This is a genomic window from Thiorhodococcus drewsii AZ1 (genome assembly GCF_000224065.1).
Taxonomy (GTDB): Bacteria; Pseudomonadota; Gammaproteobacteria; order Chromatiales; family Chromatiaceae; genus Imhoffiella; species Imhoffiella drewsii.
On the sequence record NZ_AFWT01000005.1, the window covers coordinates 105597 to 124124 of the forward strand.

The 18528-nt window shown below is 62.9% G+C and carries 16 protein-coding genes; 6 read left to right on the forward strand and 10 right to left on the reverse strand.

The window, feature by feature from the left end; translation table 11 throughout:
* Positions 1-7: 7 nt before the first annotated feature.
* The 4 genes from THIDRDRAFT_RS04755 to THIDRDRAFT_RS04770 form a co-directional block, all read right to left on the reverse strand.
* Positions 8-319 carry an STAS domain-containing protein gene (locus THIDRDRAFT_RS04755; protein WP_007039673.1) on the reverse strand — a complete coding sequence of 104 codons (312 nt, stop codon included), beginning with the start codon at positions 317-319 and terminating at the stop codon, positions 8-10.
* A 14-nt stretch (positions 320-333) separates the two neighbouring features.
* Entirely contained in the window at positions 334-702 is a 369-nt protein-coding gene (locus THIDRDRAFT_RS04760) for a response regulator (protein ID WP_007039674.1), read from the reverse strand.
* A 95-nt stretch (positions 703-797) separates the two neighbouring features.
* Positions 798-2000 carry a methyl-accepting chemotaxis protein gene (locus tag THIDRDRAFT_RS27075; protein ID WP_007039675.1) on the reverse strand — a complete coding sequence of 401 codons (1203 nt, stop codon included), beginning with the start codon at positions 1998-2000 and terminating at the stop codon, positions 798-800.
* Complete coding sequence (locus tag THIDRDRAFT_RS04770; RefSeq protein WP_007039676.1) at positions 1987-2388, reverse strand: response regulator; 402 nt, start codon at positions 2386-2388, stop codon at positions 1987-1989. Before THIDRDRAFT_RS04770 ends, THIDRDRAFT_RS27075 begins: the two co-directional genes overlap by 14 nt.
* Before the next feature lie 288 nt (positions 2389-2676).
* Between THIDRDRAFT_RS04770 and THIDRDRAFT_RS04775 the strand changes: the two genes are divergently transcribed.
* Complete coding sequence (locus tag THIDRDRAFT_RS04775) at positions 2677-3525, forward strand: PstS family phosphate ABC transporter substrate-binding protein (protein ID WP_007039677.1); 849 nt, start codon at positions 2677-2679, stop codon at positions 3523-3525.
* 5 nt (positions 3526-3530) lie between these two features.
* Entirely contained in the window at positions 3531-4562 is a 1032-nt protein-coding gene (locus THIDRDRAFT_RS04780) for a GGDEF domain-containing protein (protein ID WP_007039678.1), read from the forward strand.
* On the opposite strand, the gene THIDRDRAFT_RS04785 is transcribed toward THIDRDRAFT_RS04780, so the two are convergent.
* The 5 genes from THIDRDRAFT_RS04785 to THIDRDRAFT_RS04805 all read right to left on the reverse strand — a co-directional run bounded on the left by THIDRDRAFT_RS04785 (position 4559) and on the right by THIDRDRAFT_RS04805 (position 10941).
* Positions 4559-5191, reverse strand: a complete 633-nt coding sequence (locus THIDRDRAFT_RS04785) for a response regulator (RefSeq protein ID WP_007039679.1) — start codon at positions 5189-5191, stop codon at positions 4559-4561. The two genes, THIDRDRAFT_RS04780 and THIDRDRAFT_RS04785, sit on opposite strands and share 4 nt — an antisense overlap.
* Positions 5188-7995, reverse strand: a complete 2808-nt coding sequence (locus tag THIDRDRAFT_RS23580; RefSeq protein WP_050984640.1) for a PAS domain-containing sensor histidine kinase — start codon at positions 7993-7995, stop codon at positions 5188-5190. Before THIDRDRAFT_RS23580 ends, THIDRDRAFT_RS04785 begins: the two co-directional genes overlap by 4 nt.
* A gap of 239 nt (positions 7996-8234) precedes the next feature.
* Positions 8235-9242 carry a S49 family peptidase gene (locus THIDRDRAFT_RS04795; protein ID WP_007039681.1) on the reverse strand — a complete coding sequence of 336 codons (1008 nt, stop codon included), beginning with the start codon at positions 9240-9242 and terminating at the stop codon, positions 8235-8237.
* The gene (locus tag THIDRDRAFT_RS04800) at positions 9239-9946 is read right to left on the reverse strand and encodes an HAD-IA family hydrolase (protein ID WP_007039682.1); all 708 of its coding nucleotides are present in this window, start codon (positions 9944-9946) and stop codon (positions 9239-9241) included. The genes THIDRDRAFT_RS04795 and THIDRDRAFT_RS04800 overlap by 4 nt, the downstream gene beginning before the upstream one ends.
* Positions 9947-9957: 11 nt before the next feature.
* Positions 9958-10941, reverse strand: a complete 984-nt coding sequence (locus THIDRDRAFT_RS04805; protein ID WP_050984641.1) for an RluA family pseudouridine synthase — start codon at positions 10939-10941, stop codon at positions 9958-9960.
* 643 nt (positions 10942-11584) lie between these two features.
* Here THIDRDRAFT_RS04805 and rne point away from each other — a divergent pair.
* The 4 genes from rne to THIDRDRAFT_RS04825 all read left to right on the forward strand — a co-directional run bounded on the left by rne (position 11585) and on the right by THIDRDRAFT_RS04825 (position 17814).
* Positions 11585-14527 (forward strand): ribonuclease E, encoded by a 2943-nt coding sequence (gene rne / locus THIDRDRAFT_RS04810; protein WP_007039684.1) that lies wholly within the window; start codon positions 11585-11587, stop codon positions 14525-14527.
* A gap of 95 nt (positions 14528-14622) precedes the next feature.
* Entirely contained in the window at positions 14623-15870 is a 1248-nt protein-coding gene (locus tag THIDRDRAFT_RS04815) for a sulfotransferase (protein WP_007039685.1), read from the forward strand.
* Entirely contained in the window at positions 15864-17027 is a 1164-nt protein-coding gene (locus tag THIDRDRAFT_RS04820; RefSeq protein WP_007039686.1) for a glycosyltransferase, read from the forward strand. The genes THIDRDRAFT_RS04815 and THIDRDRAFT_RS04820 overlap by 7 nt, the downstream gene beginning before the upstream one ends.
* Complete coding sequence (locus THIDRDRAFT_RS04825; RefSeq protein WP_007039687.1) at positions 17014-17814, forward strand: DUF2334 domain-containing protein; 801 nt, start codon at positions 17014-17016, stop codon at positions 17812-17814. The genes THIDRDRAFT_RS04820 and THIDRDRAFT_RS04825 overlap by 14 nt, the downstream gene beginning before the upstream one ends.
* On the opposite strand, the gene THIDRDRAFT_RS04830 is transcribed toward THIDRDRAFT_RS04825, so the two are convergent.
* Entirely contained in the window at positions 17730-18218 is a 489-nt protein-coding gene (locus tag THIDRDRAFT_RS04830) for a low molecular weight protein-tyrosine-phosphatase (RefSeq protein ID WP_007039688.1), read from the reverse strand. The genes THIDRDRAFT_RS04825 and THIDRDRAFT_RS04830 overlap by 85 nt on opposite strands.
* Positions 18219-18528: the final 310 nt, after the last annotated feature.

Here is an 18528-nt window from a genome sequence, read left to right on the forward strand (position 1 = left end):
TCGCTCCTCAGGGGTTGCATTCCAGAGCGCCGGAAACATCGAATCGGGTCGTCAGGTTGCAGAGCTGCAAGACGTCCAGCACCGAAGCGCTCGGATCGAGCAGACGCAGCGACGTACCCATGCTCTCCGCCTCCCGCTGCGCCAGGATCAGCAGCTGCAAGCCGGCAGTATCGACTTCGGTCACACCGGACAGATCGAGCGCGGGGGCCTCCTTGGCCCGGCTGAGGAATTCGAGGATGCGCAGCTTGTTCTCGGCGGCACCATAGATGTTGAGCTCGCCTTCGAGCGCCAACGCGGGATGGCTTTCGGTCTCGCTCATGACGGACTCCCGCCTTACGGCAGCACCAGTTTGGACACGGCCCCGAGCATCTGCTGAGGCTGGAACGGCTTGACGATCCAAGCCTTGGCTCCGGCCTCCTGGCCGCGCTGCTTCTTGTCTGTGGCCGACTCGGTGGTCAACATGATGACGGGCGTGAATTTATACGAAGGGTGGGCCTTGACCTGTTTGACGAAGGTGATGCCGTCCATGTTGGGCATGTTGACGTCGCTGATAATGAGATGAATCTTGCGTCCATCGAGTTTGGTGAGTGCGTCTTTACCATCGCAGGCATCCACCACGTCGTAGCCTGCACCCTTCAAGGCGATCGTAACGACCTGACGCACGCTCGCCGAATCGTCCACGATCATGATCGTTTTACTCATACCCAACTCCAATTCAGATAGGCCGTCCGACGACGACCGGTTCGTAAAAATGTTTGCGGTAACGCGCTTCGACTCCAGGCTCTTCGCGAGCCCCGTCAGAAGAAGGTGATCTCAGCGCTTGCGTTCGAGGCGCTATTGTCGGCACCGTGATGATTGTCCATCTGCTCGGCCGTGGTGTATGTGCGGCACAACTCATCCAACCAGTCGGCGGCATCGATTGAGAGACCTCGCTCGCCACGCGCGCGCTGTTCCTGCACCTCGTCCAAGCGCAACCCAAGACGCGCCATGTCACCGGTGGCCTGCCCGAGGATCTGGGTCACGCGGTCCTGGAACTGCAGCCCGACCAGCACCTCGGCGATCTCGTTCTGAATCGCCGCGCCCACTTCGCGAAGCAGCGCGGCCGAGCCGGCGAGTCCGTCCGCGCCCTGCTCGAATTTATCGACCACGCCGTTGATGGCCTGCTCGGCGCCCTGCACCAGCTGTGCGTCCTGTTCGGCGTAGCGCGCGGCGGTATTCTGGGCGAGCAGAATCGCCTGATTGATCGACTTGACCCGGTCGGCGATCTGTTTGCCCGTGTTGCCCGAAATGGACGAGAGGTTGCGCACCTCATCGGCAACGATGGCGAAGCCGCGCCCGGCCTCTCCCGCGCGAGCGGCCTCAATGGCGGCGTTGAGCGCCAACAGATTGGTCTGATCGGCGATCTTGGCCACGGCACTGGCCATGTCGCGAAGCTCGGAGGTAAAGGTCGCCAGCTCCTGGATACGTCCAAGCATCTCGTCCTTCGCCTGTAGAGCGGTGCGCAGATTCGCCACCACCTCGGCAAGCTCCCGACGGCTCTCGGCGAGCGTCTCGACCAGGCTACCCTCGCCGTCCCCGGCCAGACCGCCGGCGGTCTGGCCCGACAGCGTCATGCTCGACTCCAGACGGTCATAGATGCCGGAGAAGCGTTGGGTCAGCCCAGTGATCGCCTCCTCGGTTTGATCGCGGGCCGTTTCCACCTGTCGACGCCAGATGGGTAGAACCTCGGAACAGAGCTGATCGAGCCCCTCGATGCAAGGCGGAGACGGCGGAATCTCGGCCAGGGTCGCGGCCTTGGTGCGCTCGCGCATACGCTCGAGTTCACCGCGCGCCAGGATGGCGGTGACCACGCCTCCGGCAACGCCCAGGGCGATCACGAGCACGACCGTCATCCACTGACCGCTCGCGTGGGTGAGCACAGCACCACCGCCGACCAATCCAATGACGGGGGGGATGGATATCTGCCATAGACTGCGCGGGATTCGTTCAAAACTCGGCATCGTTCGTTCCACCTCGACCAGTGTGTTGTTCCGCCCAATAGGCACGGTCCTCGATCAGACTCAGCAACTGCGGATAGTCCATGGATTTGTCGAAATACCAATCGGCGCCCAGGTCCAGGCTGACCCGACGCAGTTCGGACAGATTGCTGAAGATGGCGACCTTGGTGCCAAGCCCCCTGAGGCGCACGTCCTGGAGCAGATCCAGTCCGCTGCCATCGGGCAGGGAGATGTCGAGCACCAAGAGATCCGGCCCGACCCCGGCCAGATATCGGCGCGCCTCGGACAGGTTGCGGCTATAGGCCAAAAACGACACCGCTGAGAGGTCCTTCAGCATGTCGAACAGGCGACGCCATACGACAAGGCTGTCATCGACGATCAAAACACGCATGGGCAACTCGGCTGGATTTCCATGGCGATCAGAATAGCCAGAAGACATCCAGCGAAATATCAGGCATGACTGGGGTTGGGGGCGGCCTTGACCGAATCCAGTGTCAGGTTTTCCTGACAGCGCACGAGAGAACCGGACGACCGACGATCGGACGGGGTCCACGGATCATCCACCGTGATATGCTTGAAAACACTATGCTTCAAGACATTGGCGAGAGATGCGATGCGCCAATATGGCGTCAACGCATCCAGACGTTAGGAACGAATGCGGGCAAAGGAGAAGCTGACGATGTCCATCCAGAATCTGCGCCGGGTAGTCCTGTCCTGCTTACTGGTCTGCGCCTGTTGGTCGCCCCAGGCCGTATGCGATCCGAACGCCCTTCTGATCGGCGGAACCGGTGATGCGCTCGGGATCCTGCAACAACTGCTGGAGGCATACCGCGCCGATCAGCCCAAAACCGCGCTGAAACTGCTGGAAGGAAGTCTGGGCACCGGAGGTGGAATCCGCGCCCTAGCCGAGGGCCGTTTATCCATCGCGCTCGCGGCACGCGATCTGAACGAACGGGAACGCGGCCTCGGTCTGACCACCCATCCGTTCGCCAGAACGCCGCTCGTCCTGGTCGCCCAGCCGGAAGTCGGACACGAAAATCTGACCACCAAAACACTGATTGCACTCTATCTAGGGCGGCGTACCACCTGGTCCGACGGCAGCCGTTGCCGCCCCGTGATGCGCCCCGCCAACGATTCCGATACCCTGCTGCTCGCCAGCCTCGACCCCCAACTCGCCGGTGCGATCCAGGTCGCACTGGGGCGCACGGATCTGCTGGTAACCCTCACCTCGCAGGAAAACCTAGACAGCATCGCCCAGATCCAGGGGGCATTCGGCTACGCGCCGCTGGCCCAAGTGGTCAGCGAAAAACGGAATCTGCGAATACTCGAACTCAACGGACAAGCACCGACCCCCGAAACGTTCACCGACATCCACTATCCGCTCTGGATCGAATTTTCGCTCGTGGCCCGAGCGGACCCGGAACCCGAGGTACTGCGGTTCCTGGCGTTCGTCTTCTCGGCGGAGGGACGCGCCATCATTGAAGTTAATGGCGGCCTGCCCATTTCAACACAGCATTTTACAGACTGACGCCATTGGCCAGAGGACAGCGCATCATCGCCAACCTGCTGCGCTGGGGCATCGTTGCCGTGGCCCTGGCGCTCACCTTCCTGGTCCCGACCGTCCATTTCACTCTGGAACGCAATTTCATCGCGGGAATCCTGGCGACCGTCTCCGAGTTCGACGCCCAGCAGATCATGGAAAAGGTGATCGCCCGAAACCCCGACCTCTGGCGCTATGAGGAAGCGCGGCTGGTCGGGCTCCTGCGCCAGAAGGCGCTCGGTATACCGGTGCGTCAGGCGGTCTATGACCCAGATGGCGCCCTGGTGATCGCCATCGGTCAATATCCGACGCCACCCAGTCTGAGCACCCGAATTCCGCTCAGGGATGCCGGCATCGTCGTCGGCGCTCTGGAGACCAGCACCTCCCTGGCGCCAGCACTGCGCACCAGCTTCATCATCGCCTCTCTTGTCGCGGTTACCGGCACGCTGCTCATCGTCCTATTCGAACTCATCCCGCTGCGCAGACTCCGCAAAGCCGAATCGGCGGTCCAGTACATGGCCGAGCACGACCCTCTGACCGGGCTACTCAATCGCTACGTCGCCGAGTCCAGATTCGATCAGGAAATGAAACGCGCCGATCGTTATGGGTTTCAGCTAGCACTGATCCTGTTCGACATCGACCACTTCAAGCATATCAACGACACCTTCGGGCATACCAAAGGGGACGAAGTCCTACGTCGATTGACCAAAGTGGCGAAGGAACACATCCGGAGCACGGATGCACTGGTGCGCTGGGGCGGAGAGGAATTCCTCATCATTGCGCCCTATACGGACCCGGCAATGGCCCGCAATCAGGCCGAAAAACTGCGACGTCTGATCGAGCGGAAGGACTTCGGGCTCGGAGAGCGGGTGACCATCAGCCTGGGGCTCTGTGCCTGCGAGCCGGGAAGCTCGCTGCAAAGCAATATCGAGCGGGCGGACGCAGCCCTGTATCGCGCCAAATGCGCGGGCCGCAACCGCACCGAGGAAGCCGATACGGCAACCGGGCGACAGAAAGCAATTTAGGAAACCAGTCCGCGCTCGATCGCATAGCGCACCAGTTCGGCCGCGCTCTTCAGATCCAATTTCTGCATAATGCGCATCTTATGGGTACTGATGGTCTTGGGCGAAAGATGCAATTCCCCAGCGATCTCGCTGAGCCGCTCGCCCTTGACCAAATGGAGCAGAATCTCGTATTCGCGGTCGGACAGGGATTCGTGCGGCGGTGCCTCGCCCCCGACACCGGTCTCGAAGACCATGCGTTGAGCCAGATCGGGAGACACGAAATGATCCCCACGCGCCACCTTGCGCACGGCGGACAGGAGAACGTTGGGGTCGCAATCCTTGGTGACATAGCCGTTGGCGCCCGCCTTGAGCGCCCGCGCCGCCACCTGGGTCTCTCCATGCATGCTCAGGACCAGCACGGGGAGACCTGGATGCTCCTCGCGCAACCGTTTCAACAGCGCAACGCCGCTCGGTCCGGGCATGCTCATATCTGTCAGCAACAGATCGAACCCACCGTCGCGCAGCATCTCGATCAACTCCCAACCATCCTTTGCCTCGGCTGCGACCTCGAACTGACCGGCCAACGCCAAAACCTGTCGAATCCCTTGGCGCACCACGGCGTGGTCGTCGGCGATCAGAATGCGGATCATGCGTCTCCTCGCGGCTTGATGGGCATGTTGATGGTGAGCCGCGTCCCTTCGCCAATCTGACTGTCGATCCGCGCACTGCCACCGTAGATAAGGACGCGCTCGCGAATTCCCATGAGCCCGAAGGTCTTCTTGGCTCTGACCCGCGCGGGGTCGAACCCTTGGCCGTCGTCATACACCTCCATGCACAGCACCTCGCCTGAAACCGAGACCCGAATATCCACCCGTTTGGCTCGGGCATGACGAATGACGTTGGTGAGACACTCCTGCAGAATGCGGAACAGGGTGGTCGCCTGATCGTCGTCGAGATCCAACTCCTCCGCATCGGTGACCTCCAGATAACAGTCGACGCCCATGCGCTCCCGATAGTCGGCCGCTAGCCACTCCGCCGCAGAAACGAGCCCTAGATCCAGCGCAACCGGCCGCAGCCGAGCGATGACCCGGCGGGTCTCGGCGATGAGATGGTCGATCAGCTCCTTCATGCTGGCGAGCCGTTTCACCGCCTCGCCATTCTGCTCCGTGAGGAGCATTCCCATCAGATTGGTCTCCATACGCAAGGCCGTCAGATACTGTCCAAGATCGTCATGGATCTCGCGGGCCATGTAGGCACGCTCGTCCTCGCGCGCCTTTTCGCGATGCGCCGTCAGTTCGCGCAGCTTGGCGCGCGAACGAATCAGCTCCTGTTCCTGGCGCTTTCGGTGCGTGACGTCGCAAATGGAACACTGGATCACGGGCTTACCCAGCAGATCGAAGCGGGTCGTGCGCACCGTCGCCGGAAACACCTCGCCATCCAGACGCCGATAGTGCCAGTCGAAGACACAGGAGCCGAACCGTAGCGCCATGTTCATCAACTCGATCGCCCTGACCGTGGAGGGCAATCCCCCCTCCTGCTCGGGCGGAGAATAGTCCCAAAAAGAACGCGACACCAAATGAGACTCGTCCGCTGCCAGGAACATAGCCACTGCGGCCGGATTGGCACGCACGATTCCCCAGTCGCTCGGCTCCAGAACCAGGATTGCATCCGAGGAACGTTCGAACAGCAAGCGATAGCGCTCCTCGCTCTCGCGCAGTGCCTCCTCGCCCTCGACGCGATCCGTCACATCCATGAAAAAGCCATGCCAAAGAAAACTGCCGTCCGACTCCTGTTTCGGGGTCGCCCACCCCTCGATCCAGCGCCACCCCCGGGCCGGATGCCGATAACGGAAGACCTCACAGAACTGCCTCGAACCCTGTTGCGGATCCCGCAACACCTTTTCGAGACGCGCGATGTCCTCGGGATGGATCCTCGCCGTCAAGGTTGCCCAATCCCTCGCCAGGTCTTGACGCGAAAGCCCATAGAGATCATCGACCATGGGCGTGCTGAACGGGATGCAGCCGCCGCCGTCTGGGCGGATCAGCAGGGAATGGAGGGCGCCGGGCACGCTCTCGACGATGGAAGCCAAGGTGTCACGCAGCGCGGAGCGCTCTTGCAGACCCGCCTCTATGCGCATGTGGCTGGCGAAATCCCTGGCAATCCCGAAGATCCCGATGATGCGCCCCGCGTTGTCATGCAGTGGACCACGGGTCATCAGCATGACCCGCTGACCCAGCGCGGTCTCGATTAACTCCTCCTGGGTGAAGACTCCGTTCTCCGCCAGGATCTGATGATCCATCTTCTCCACCTGAACGACCATCGAGGGTGGATAGAGCGTGCGATACCCCTGCCCCCGCAGCTCCTCGGGCGTCTTGCCCAGAAATTCGCAAAAAACGCGGTTGAACAGCAGATAGCGTCCTTCGAGATCCCGGGCGAAGATGGCCTCCTCCGAAGATTCGGCAATGGCGCTCAGCAGATCGAGCGCCAGCAACCTCTCGGATTGGGCCTCGCGCTCGCGCCGCCTCGCGATCAGCATCTCTCGCTGAAGGATGCAACCAGCCAGGACGACGAGGACCATCAGAGTCAAAAGACCGACGATCAGCGGCCAGGGAATATGCCGAAAGGCATTTGCATCGAAGCCTGCACGATCGACCTTGGTCATGAGGAGCCAATCGGTACCCGGAATCGGCGAGGCCACACCCACGACCGAAACACCGACGCCATCCAATCCGTCGAGCAGTTCACCCTGCCGGGCCGGATCCGCGAAGGCCCGGACACAGAGACGCTCGCGATTCGCGAGTGGGATCCGCTGGATTGCGGCCATCCCCGAACGCCGCCCCACCGCGCCGAGCACCACGACCGAGTCACCGTCGCGCCGCAGCAACTGGATCTCGACAGGAAGCTCGGGCAAGGCCCAGCGCATCAGATAGGCAGCCATCTGCTCGGATGCATTCATCCGCATGACGATGAGCGTCCGATCCGTGGGATCCGAGACGGGTACGATGAAATCCAGAAGCGCGCCGCCTCCGTCCTGGGAATAGGGGCCGTAGTGAACCAACTTGGCGCTCTCCAACGCCTGTCGGGCCGAGAGACGCAATTTGGGACCAAGCCGTGGCGAATGGCCGGTAGCGGACCAGGCACGCTCCGACTTCAGATCCCAGAGGATCACGTCGCTGAAGCCGGTGCGTTGGCCATATTCGAACAACTGGCTCAACAGGAGGTCGCGAGCGGCCGAATCCCCAGTCTGGCGCCAGCGGCGGTAGACCTCGGAGAAGATGGAGGTGGAACGGATGAGATCCGCCTGGACATCGCGCTCACCGAGCCAGGCGACGAACTGGCGATCCCGCGCGGCGGCGACTGCATGCACGGCGGATCGGCTGATCCGATCGCCAGCCTGAATCGAATAAAAGGCGGTGATGATCAAAACCACCAAGACGACGCATGCGCCGATCATTGTGACCCACGCCGCCCATCGATCCCGCCTCAGGGGATGGATGTTCGCCTCTGGATCTCGCGCCGATACCGCGTCCGTCATGCCGGATACTCCGTCCGCCACTCTCGATCAGGCGATACGATCAAGCATCGCCGTTCTCGACGGCCAGGCACAGGCACCGTCGACAACCCCAGGATGGGGCGATCCTAATCGCCGAACCCCATGCGGTGCCATGGAACCCACGTGGAGCGGCCAAGCCTCTAATGGGGCAGCCCAGCCTCCCCGAGCAGGCCGAGACTCTCCAAAACCCCGTTGCCGATTCGCACCCCCAGACGATTCGCAACCGAATCCAGCAGGTCGCGTTTCTTCGTGTAGTCCACGAGCTTCTCGGCACCGATGAGTTCGCGTGCAACATAGCTCGAGCTACCCAATCCGTCGGCCAAACCGAGATCGACGGCCTCCTCGCCACTCCAGAAGAGCCCGCTGAAGAGTTCGTCTCCCCCCTTCAACCGGTCTCCGCGCCCCTGTTTGACCGCCGCGATGAACTGCCGATGCAGCCGATCCAACACACGCTGAATGAACTGACGCTGCGACTCGGGCAAGGGCGAGAAGGGATCGAGAATGCCCTTGTTGGCACCGGCCGTCAGTAGCCGACGCTCGATGCCGAATTCCTCCATCAGACCCTGAAACCCGAAGCTGTCGATCCGCACACCAATGGACCCCACCAGGCTGGCCTTGTCGACATAGATGGCATCGGCGCCGACCGCGACGTAATAGCCGCCGGAGGCGCAAAGATCCACCGCAACGGCATAGACCGGCATGTCACGGTCGTGCTCCTTCTTGTATTTCTCCTTCAGACGAGCGACCTCGTCGTTGATGTATCCCGCCTGGACCGGGCTGCCGCCCGGGCTGTTGATGCGCAGTACGATGCCCTTGACATGGTCCGCTTCGAAGGCGGTCCGCAGCGCCGAGATGATGCGATCGGCACTGGCGTCCGAATCGGCCGAGATGACGCCCTTGACCTCGATCAGGGCCGTATGCACCTCGGTGGACGAGAGGCCATCCAGGACGTCATTGGAGAAGGTCGCCACCATGAGCCCGATCAGATAAAAGAGAATCAGCAGTTTGAAGGCCAAGCCCCAACGGCGACGTGCCCGCTGGTCGTGCAGATACTCGACTGCCATACGGTTGATGAGGGCGTGCTCCCAATCCGGCTGATCCGGCGACGGCATGGGTTCTCGATCTTTGCGCCAAAACCTCCAGCTCATCCGGTGACACCTCCAGCAGTCGTGTCCCTGAGGACGTTTTCGGAACGATTCGCGCCAACTCGCTCCAACCAAGGGCGAAGCTCGGTCAACGCGTTCAGGCACCCCAGTGGCGCGTGGGACATGAGACGCTCGCGCGCGTGGACCCCGTACGACACCGCCAGCGCACCGACACGGGCATTGCCCGCCATCTGCATGTCGTACTCGGTATCGCCGATCATGAGCGTCTCCCTCGGACTGGCGCCGAGCTCGTCCATGAGCTCGAACAACATCTGGGGATTGGGTTTGGAGAAGGTCTCATCCGCGCAGCGCGTGGCGTGAAAGTAGCCTTCGAGCCCGGTCTCGTGAATGGACCTGTCGAGCCCGGCGCGACTCTTTCCCGTCGCAACCGCGAGCCGGTAACCGGCCGAAACGATCCAGTCCAGGGTCTCGCGTACACCAGGAAAGAGGACCGAGGGGGTCGGGTCTCCGCCCAGGAAATGCCGCCGATAATGCAGGACGAGCTCGGCGCGCACCTCGGCACTCACCCCCGGATGCAGCCTGGTCATCGCCTCATCCAGGCCCAGCCCAATGATGTCGCGCGCCGCCTCACGGGTCGGAACGGGTAGATCCAACTCGCTGAAGGCCTTCTGAAGGCAGGCGACGATGCGCGCCTCGGAATCCATCAGGGTCCCATCCCAGTCGAAAACGATCAGCTCGAAAGCCATTCGATCAAAACTCACTCAGTATTCTCCAATACAGCTAGGAATTGCTCCAATTCGTTCGGCAAAGGTGCCTCCACGCTCAGGGGTTTGGACATGCCCGCAGTCTGGAAGCGCAGCGAAGCGGCATGCAGAAAGAGCCGCGTCAGCCCCAACCGCTTGAGTTCGCGATTCATCGCCTCGTCACCGTATTTGGGATCGCCCGCCAGCGGCGTTCCCAGATGCGCCGCATGCACCCGGATCTGATGGGTACGTCCAGTCACCAACTCGGCCTCGACCAGGGTGAACACGCGGCCCTTCGAGGTCAATCGCCGCAGACGTCGAAAGATGGTGCGCGCCGGTTTGCCCTCGGCCTGGTCCACCCTGACCACTCGCTCCCCACCTTGAAGGACGTTTTTCTTGAGCGGCGCGTCCACCACCAGCTTCTCGCGCGCCAGGTCGCCGACGAAGAGCGCCCGATAGCGCTTGGTCATGCCATTCTCGCGAATCAACTGATGCAGTTCGCGCAATGCACTGCGGCGCTTGCTGATCACCAGGCAACCGGAGGTCTCGCGATCGAGCCTGTGAACCAATTCGAGCTCGCGCCCGGGGCGCGCCTGGCGCAGCGATTCGATGAGACCGTAGCTCAGACCGCTGCCGCCGTGCACCGCGAGACCGCTGGGCTTGTCGATCACGAGCAAACGCTCGTCCTCGAACAGCACGCCGCGTTCGATCCGTTCCATCTGGGACCGTGGCGCCTGACCCGGATGCTCCGGTGTCGCCGTTCTCAGTGGTGGGATCCGCACCAGATCGCCCGCCCGCAGACGATGACTGGCCTTGACGCGCCCCTTATTGACCCGCACTTCACCACGGCGGAGCACGCGATAGAGATGACTGCGGGGAACACCCTTGATGAAGCGCAAGAGAAAATTATCGATTCGCTGACCGTCGGACTCGATGTCCACCTCAACGAGTTGCGCCGAAACGGCATGCCCCCCATCTTCCGAGGGCGAGGAACGCAATGTCGAACCATCGACTGATACGATCTTGGACTGCGAAGTGGAGTGTGAACGTGGGGATTTCAACGGGGTCTGAACCTGCCCTATGGGCTCAATTGCTGCTATTGGAGTTCGCTGATACCATTAGCCACTTGCGCTGGCCAGTGGAATCGAGATCTTTTCCCGGAGCGGCGAGTGCATCCTAGAGAATCGCGTCGGACAGCCCACTCATCAGGTGCCGAGGCGATCCTCGGGCCATCTACCGGCATCCGACACCTGACTATGCCGCCCGCAGGGCCGCGAGGTGCGTCCAGCGAACTCGCGACGTCGAGTGGCGCAGATTCTACACCCAGCGCATTCCCCACGGCGTGCCCCCAGGCAATCCAGCGCAGCCGGCGCCATCTCAGCCGCTCCGTATCGAGCCCGTCGCCATCAGGTCACGGCTCACCAAACGCGGGTGCCCATCGGGACCCGTAAACGATAGTTCATGTGCGCGTGCCCGTTGCAGCCGTCCAATCTTATTGTGGCGCACGGACAGTGCCGACGCCGTTGGCTCCGGGAATACCGAGCCGGATGGCGACGCGCCAAACCTCCCGCAGGTCCAGACAGGATCCCTGGCGAGGCGCAACCACGGGTCACGCGCCGTGGTGTGTGAGTAAGGAACAACATGAAAAGAATGCTGATCAACGCGACTCAGCCGGAAGAGTTGCGCGTCGCGACCGTCGACGGCCAGTTACTGTACAACCTCGACATCGAGTCACCTGGCCGAGAACAAAAAAAGGCCAACATCTACAAAGGCATCATCACCCGCGTCGAGCCGAGCCTGGAGGCGGCTTTCGTCGACTACGGAGCGGAACGTCACGGTTTCCTCCCGCTGAAGGAGATCGCTCGAGCCTATTTCGAGCCCGATAGCGTCAAACCCGGATCCCGCACCAACATCAAGGAAGCGGTGCGCGAGGGACGCGAGGTCGTCATCCAGATCGACAAGGAGGAGCGCGGCAACAAGGGTGCCGCACTGACCACCTTCATCTCGCTCGCCGGTCGCTATCTGGTCCTGATGCCGAACAACCCGCGCGCCGGCGGCGTTTCGCGTCGAATCGAGGGCCAGGACCGCAGCGAACTGCGCGATGCCATGAGCCAGCTCGCCATTCCCGAGGACATGGGGCTTATCGTGCGCACCGCAGGCGTCGGCAAGAATGTCGAGGAACTGCAATGGGACCTCGACTATCTGCTCCAGCTCTGGAAGGCGATCGTCGCCTCCAGCGAAAGCCGCAAGGCCCCCTTCCTCATCTACCAGGAAAGCGACGTCATCATCCGCTCGATCCGCGATTATCTGCGCGTGGACATCGGCGAGATCGTGATCGACGACCGCGCGGTTTACGAGCGTGCCGAGAATTTCATCAAACAGGTGATGCCGCAGAACCTCAAGAAGCTGCGTCTCTACCAGGATGAGGTTCCGCTCTTCACCCGCTACCAGATCGAGACCCAGATCGAATCGGCGTTCCAGCGCGAAGTGCGCCTCCCCTCGGGCGGCTCCGTCGTCATCGACCACACCGAGGCCCTGACCTCGATCGACATCAACTCGGCGCGCGCGACCAAGGGCGCGGACATCGAGGAGACCGCATTCAACACCAACCTGGAGGCCGCCGACGAGATCGCCCGCCAGCTGCGTCTGCGCGACCTGGGTGGCCTCTTCGTGATCGATTTCATCGACATGACCCCGCCCAAGCATCAGCGCGAGGTCGAAAACCGGCTACGCGAGGCGCTCAAGCAGGACCGCGCCCGGGTCCAGGTCGCCCGCATCTCGCGCTTCGGGTTGCTGGAGATGTCGCGCCAGCGTCTGCGTCCCTCGCTCGGTGAGTCGAGCCAGCAGGTCTGCCCGCGCTGCAAGGGCCGAGGCGCTATCCGAGGCGTCGAATCCTTGGCCCTGTCCATCCTGCGCATCCTCGAAGAGGAGGCGATGAAGGACAACACCCAGCGCATCATGGCCCAACTGCCGGTCAGCGTCGCGACCTTCCTGCTCAACGAAAAGCGCAGGGCGATCCTCGAAATGGAGCAGCGCCAGCGCGTCGAGATCCTGCTACTGCCAAACGAGAACATCCAGACGCCCGACTACCAGATCGAGCGCGTCCGCACTCAGGATGCCGACAAACAGGCCGAGGAGCAGCCTCAGCACAGCTACGAATTGACCTCCGAACCCGACTCCGCTCCGACGCCCCATTACGCAAAATTGGGTCAACCGGTGCGCATCGAGGAGCCGGCCGTCAAACAGGTCACACCGAGCGCACCCGCCCCACAGCGCGCGCCCGTCCAACCCCCGCATCCCATGCCGGCTCAGCCGCGACAGGACTCCGAGCGCTCGGAGCCTGAGAGCCTGCTGAAACGCATCTGGACCGGACTGTTCGTCTCGCGCCTCAACGACTCGGATTCCCCGACGGGTCCCTCGAGCTCCAACTTCCCCAGCAGCAGCCGACTCGACCGCCCCTATGGCGGTTACGAGAGCGACCGAACCAACAGCCGCGAGTCCCAACCCGCACAGACCGACTCCAACCCGGAAGCGCCCTCGAAGAGCGAGCGAGCCGAATCGAGCCGCCCGCAGCATCCGCGTGAAGAGCGCCGTCGCGAAGAGCGTCAGCGCAATCCCCAGACGCGCTCCGAGAGCAAGGCATCCGACACCTCGCGCCGTTCACCCGACAGCCGCGGACGCAACAACGAGCCAGTCGAGTCGTCCGAAAGCGAGGGCGAGGATCAGGCACGGGGCACGCGTTCGCGTCGCGGATCACGCGGCCGAGGCCGGCGCAGCAATCCCAACGGCGATGTGCGCAACACGGCGGGCAAGCTCTCCGAAGGCGATAGCCGTCAAGCCTCTGCCGAGGCTGCCGATGACCACATACCCGCCCAATCCCAGGACTCGGGCACCGAGTCGCGCCCGCCCCGTAAACGGGCAGCGGCGGAGGATTCGAGCTGGAATCAGGAGGCGAAGACTCCCTCGGGACGCGATTCGACCGACAGCCTCGACAGCGAGGAGACTACGGAGAACGACCCTACGCCCGGCAACGAAACGAACGCCGAGGCCCGCCCGGGCGGCGAACGCCCGCGTTCGTCGCGCCGCCGCCGGGGCGGTCGCAATCGTCGCCGCACACCCGCTTCGGGCGCGAACACATCGTCGGACTCCAATCAGGAAGGTCAACAAGAAGACTCGCCGAACGCCGAGCCGACTCAGACCGAACCCAAGCCAGCGGCTCGACCGGACTCGAAACAGGAGGCCCCCGAGCAGCCCAAGACCGACGCTGCCGAGGCAGCGCCCCAGACACCGCCCTCCCAGGAACGGAAAGAGGCACCGGTCGAACCGCCCCGCGACCAGACGGAGCCGCAGGGCATGCTGCCCGCTCCTCCGCCGGCCGCCGCGTCACCTCTGATGGTGACAGAGCCGGTCCCGCAGAAGCCCCGTTCGGTCCAGCCCGAGCCTGAGCCTAACGCGCCAAAAGTAGCCCAGCTCGAACCGAAGGCGCCCAAACCGGAGCCCAAGCCAATCGTCCAAGAGGCATCGCCCACTCCCGACCCGGCCCCAGCGCCACGCGAGGAAGGCCAGGCGACGGATACGCACTGAGGCCAGCCTTTTTGGGACACTCGGTCACTCGAACCCCATGACCCTCAGGCCCGACCGCCAAGGTCGGGCCTACCCCAGGGTCGAGAACTATCGCCATGATGCTGCAGTCATTTCTCGTCAGCACGGCCCGCTTTACCCGTCTCGTCTTTCGCACCTTCATTCCCAAAGCGGGCGATCCACGCCCCAGCACGCGGCGACTGTTGGTGATGGCGGGATTCATCCCATTGTTCGCCCTGGTACAGGGGATCCATTGGCTCGGATTCCTGCTCGACGAGATCCTCTTTCCGGGCTACCGCAAAACCCCCGTGCGTGAACCGCTGTTCGTGCTCGGGGTCCCACGTAGCGGAACCACCCACCTGCACCGGGTGTTGGCAGAGGACGCGCGCTACACCACCTTTTCCACCTGGGAGTGCCTCTTCGCCCTCTCGGTCACGGCGCGACGCTTCTGGCTCGGTGTCGGCTGGCTGGACGCCCAAGTCGGCGGGTTCGGCAAGCGCCTACTCGATTGGCTGGAGAAACATCTCTTCGGCGGGCTGGAAGAGGTCCACAGCATGCGTCTGAGCGATCCCGAAGAGGATTACTTCGTCTTCATGCCGGTGCTGGCCTGCTTCATTCTCATCCTGCCCTTCCCCGCTTCGGATCTGCTGTGGCGAATGGGCGCCTTCGACCGCGACATGCCGCCACGCGAGCGCGAGCGACTGATCGGCTTCTACCGAAGCTGCCTCAAGAGACACCTCTACGTGCATGGCACGGAGCGCACCTTCCTGTCCAAGAACGCGGCCTTCGCCCCCCTCGCCGGGGCGCTCGCCGAGCATTTCGAGGATGCACGCTTCATCGTCTGTCTGCGTGAACCCGAACGCACCCTGCCCTCCCAGCTCAGCTCCATCGCCTCCGGCGCAACCCTCTTCGGGACGCACTCGGTCGCACCCTGGCTGAACGATCGGCTGACAGAGCAGCTCGGCTTCTATTACCGAAATCTCGAACGGGTATTCGCTCCGATGCCCGAAAGTCGCTGCGTTTGGGTTAACATGCAGAGCCTCAAGGGCGAGTTGCCCAGCACGATCGAACGCATCTACGCGTGCATGGGGTTCGAGATGACCACCGCTTACCGGACCAGTCTGCAACGTCAGGCGGCGCAGGCGAAACGGTATCGCAGCACCCATTCCTACAGCCTGGAGGCATTCGGGCTTTCGCCGGCGCGGATCGCCGATGAACTCGGCCCGCTCTACGCCTCGCTGGCCGCGCGCGCCGTTTCCACCCGACGTGACGACACGCCAGACATCGACTCACAGCCGCACACGGGCACCCAGTCGCTCGCCGAAGAACCGGCGCCGACATGCTGAGATCATCACAGGCGGAGTGCCAACTCGCCGCCGAGGATACGGCGGCCGCGCGGAATCTCCGGGTCGCCATCATCTCGGACGCGGCGCCGGAGCGAAACGGTGTCGGCGCCTATTACCGCGATCTGGCCGACCATCTAAGGGCCAGGGGGGCGCATGTGGCGCTCGTCGCGCCACGCTACCGCGCCGGTCGCTGGCACGGGGGGCTGAGACTCCCGCTTCCCGGTGACCCGACACAGCGCATCCTGATCCCCTCCTGGTCCCTGGTCGAAAAACGCCTGAAGCGATTGCGCCCCAACGTCATCGTAGTGCCCACGCCTGGACCCTACGGATTGCTCGGCATGCATCTCGCTGGGCGTCTCGGCGTCCATCTGGTGGTCGGTTTCCATACCCACTTCGAGGCGCTCACCAATCTCTTTCAGGACTGGGGGGTGCGGGCGCACATCGCCAACGCCTATCTGCGCGGCTGCCATCGCCTGCTGTTCAGCAGGAGCCAGGTGGTGCTCGCCAACTCGATCGAGATGGTCGAAGTCGCCCGCTCGATCGGCGCCAAGCGCGTCTCGCTGATGGCCACGCCCATCCCGAAACGCTTCCTCGATCGCGCGCCCTCGCCCACCCGCCCCCAAATCGAGCGGATTCTCTTCGCCGGACGCCTCGCGCCCGAAAAGAATCTGGATGCCGTGGTCGAGGCGGCCCGGCGCCTGCCGGATCTCGAATTCGTCATCGCGGGGGACGGCCCCTTGCGCGAATGGCTCGAACAAGAGGCGGGCGAGCTGCCCAATCTGACCCTCGTCGGCTGGGTGAAGCGCACCCAGATCCTGCGCCTGATCGACAGCGTCGACGCGCTGGTGCTGCCCTCGCGGGTGGAATCCTTCGGCACCATCGCGCTAGAGGCCATGGCCCGCGCTCGCCCCGTACTCGTCTCCGGGGCCTGCGGTATCCTCAGTTGGGATATCCTCTCGGGCGGCATTTTTACCATTCGCGAAGACGAACATCTGGCCGACGCGCTCCTGCGACTTCGCCAACTGGATGCCGCCAGCCTCCAGAACACGACCGAGATGGCGCGCGAGGCGGCCGGTATTATCAACCAACGCAATCTGCAGCATTGGCTGGCATTGCTTGCGGGCGACCATGCAAGTACCGTCGATGGACAACAGTGACAGCATTCGCGCGTTGGTCTCGGTGCACGACGTCATGCCCGAGACCCTCGAACAGATCCAAGCCCTTCTGGAACGACTGACCGCCGCTGACATCAGTGCCGTGACCCTGCTCGTGGTGCCGGGCGCCGACTGGACCCCTGCCGCGATCGATACGCTCCACGACTTCGAGCGGCGGGGCTACGAACTGGCCGGTCACGGCTGGAGACACCGGATCAGCCGCATCGGCGGCCTCCGTCACCGTCTCCATGCCACCTTCATCTCACGCCAAGTCGCCGAACATCTGGCGCTGGACGCGCTCGGCATCGTCGCACTCATGAAGCGCTGCCACGCCTGGTTCCTGGAACAGGGACTGCGCCCACCATCGCTCTACGTTCCCCCCGCCTGGGCCATGGGGCGGATCGAGCGCAACGCGCTGGCCGACCTGCCCTTCCTGCAATACGAACTCTTCTCGGGCATACTCTCGGCCCAGACCGGACGCCTGCACCCCATGCCGCTGCTCGGCTACGAGGCCGACACGGCCGGGCGAACGCCCGTCCTGCGCCTCTGGAACCGGATCAATCGGCATCGCGCCAGTACGGTCGGCTGGATCCGTATCGGCATCCACCCGCACGACCTGGACCTCAGGCTGGCCGAGGATCTGAAAGCGGACCTGCACCGCTTCTCGATCCACGCAGAATACGGCGCGGTGGACGCAGCGGCCGATCAGAGATGCCGGCTGGTGACGTCCGCGAGAAGCCCCTCGGCGGCCGACTCAAGCATGTCGAATACGCGCTCGAACCCGCGCTGACCGCCGTAGTAGGGATCCGGCACCTCACGCACTGGAAGATCGGGCGCAAAGTCGAGGAAGAGCTTGAGCTTCCACTCCAGCCCATCGGGACAGAGCTCGGACAGACTCTCGTAGTTATCCTGATCCATCGCCAAGACATAGTCGAAGCGATGGAAGTCCTCTCGGAGTGCGCGCCGCGCGCGCAGATCGCCGATGTCGATCCCGCGCTCGCGAGCCGTCTCTCGCGCCCGCCGATCCGGCGGCTCGCCCAGATGATAGGCATGCGTCCCAGCCGAATCGATCTCGACGAGATGCGACAGACCGGCATCCATCACCAGTTTCCTGAATACGCCATGGGCGGTCGGCGAACGGCAGATATTGCCCATGCAAACGAAGAGAATCTTGACCTTAGGTGCGTCACTCATGGTCGGATCTGCTCCCAAAATTGGCGACTGTTAGGGCTCTCACCTCGAGCGTGGCATCAAGCCAGCGAATCGGTTGCACGAAAGAGGCAGACATAGATAGGTCATCCGCGATCTAGTGCGCACCATTATCGTGCAAATACGTCATCTCGGACCCTTTATCGCGCGAAGAAGAGACGGATCGCCGCCAAGCATACCGGCGAATCACAATAAACTCTTGATAAACCATTGAACGAAACAACAGAAAAATATGGCACGACTAGTGCTAAAACAGCAGTGAGACATTTCTCAAACGTTCTGTTCCGTTCTCTGA

Coding starts and splice junctions, on each gene's coding strand:
- THIDRDRAFT_RS04755 (WP_007039673.1), bottom strand. CDS start 319: ATGAGCGAGACCGAAAGCCATCCCGCGTTGGCGCTCGAAGGCGAGCTC.
- THIDRDRAFT_RS04760 (WP_007039674.1), bottom strand. CDS start 702: ATGAGTAAAACGATCATGATCGTGGACGATTCGGCGAGCGTGCGTCAG.
- THIDRDRAFT_RS27075 (WP_007039675.1), bottom strand. CDS start 2,000: ATGCCGAGTTTTGAACGAATCCCGCGCAGTCTATGGCAGATATCCATC.
- THIDRDRAFT_RS04770 (WP_007039676.1), bottom strand. CDS start 2,388: ATGCGTGTTTTGATCGTCGATGACAGCCTTGTCGTATGGCGTCGCCTG.
- THIDRDRAFT_RS04775 (WP_007039677.1), top strand. CDS start 2,677: ATGTCCATCCAGAATCTGCGCCGGGTAGTCCTGTCCTGCTTACTGGTC.
- THIDRDRAFT_RS04785 (WP_007039679.1), bottom strand. CDS start 5,191: ATGATCCGCATTCTGATCGCCGACGACCACGCCGTGGTGCGCCAAGGG.
- THIDRDRAFT_RS23580 (WP_050984640.1), bottom strand. CDS start 7,995: ATGATCGGCGCATGCGTCGTCTTGGTGGTTTTGATCATCACCGCCTTT.
- THIDRDRAFT_RS04795 (WP_007039681.1), bottom strand. CDS start 9,242: ATGAGCTGGAGGTTTTGGCGCAAAGATCGAGAACCCATGCCGTCGCCG.
- THIDRDRAFT_RS04800 (WP_007039682.1), bottom strand. CDS start 9,946: ATGGCTTTCGAGCTGATCGTTTTCGACTGGGATGGGACCCTGATGGAT.
- rne (WP_007039684.1), top strand. CDS start 11,585: ATGAAAAGAATGCTGATCAACGCGACTCAGCCGGAAGAGTTGCGCGTC.
- THIDRDRAFT_RS04815 (WP_007039685.1), top strand. CDS start 14,623: ATGATGCTGCAGTCATTTCTCGTCAGCACGGCCCGCTTTACCCGTCTC.
- THIDRDRAFT_RS04820 (WP_007039686.1), top strand. CDS start 15,864: ATGCTGAGATCATCACAGGCGGAGTGCCAACTCGCCGCCGAGGATACG.
- THIDRDRAFT_RS04825 (WP_007039687.1), top strand. CDS start 17,014: ATGGACAACAGTGACAGCATTCGCGCGTTGGTCTCGGTGCACGACGTC.
- THIDRDRAFT_RS04830 (WP_007039688.1), bottom strand. CDS start 18,218: ATGAGTGACGCACCTAAGGTCAAGATTCTCTTCGTTTGCATGGGCAAT.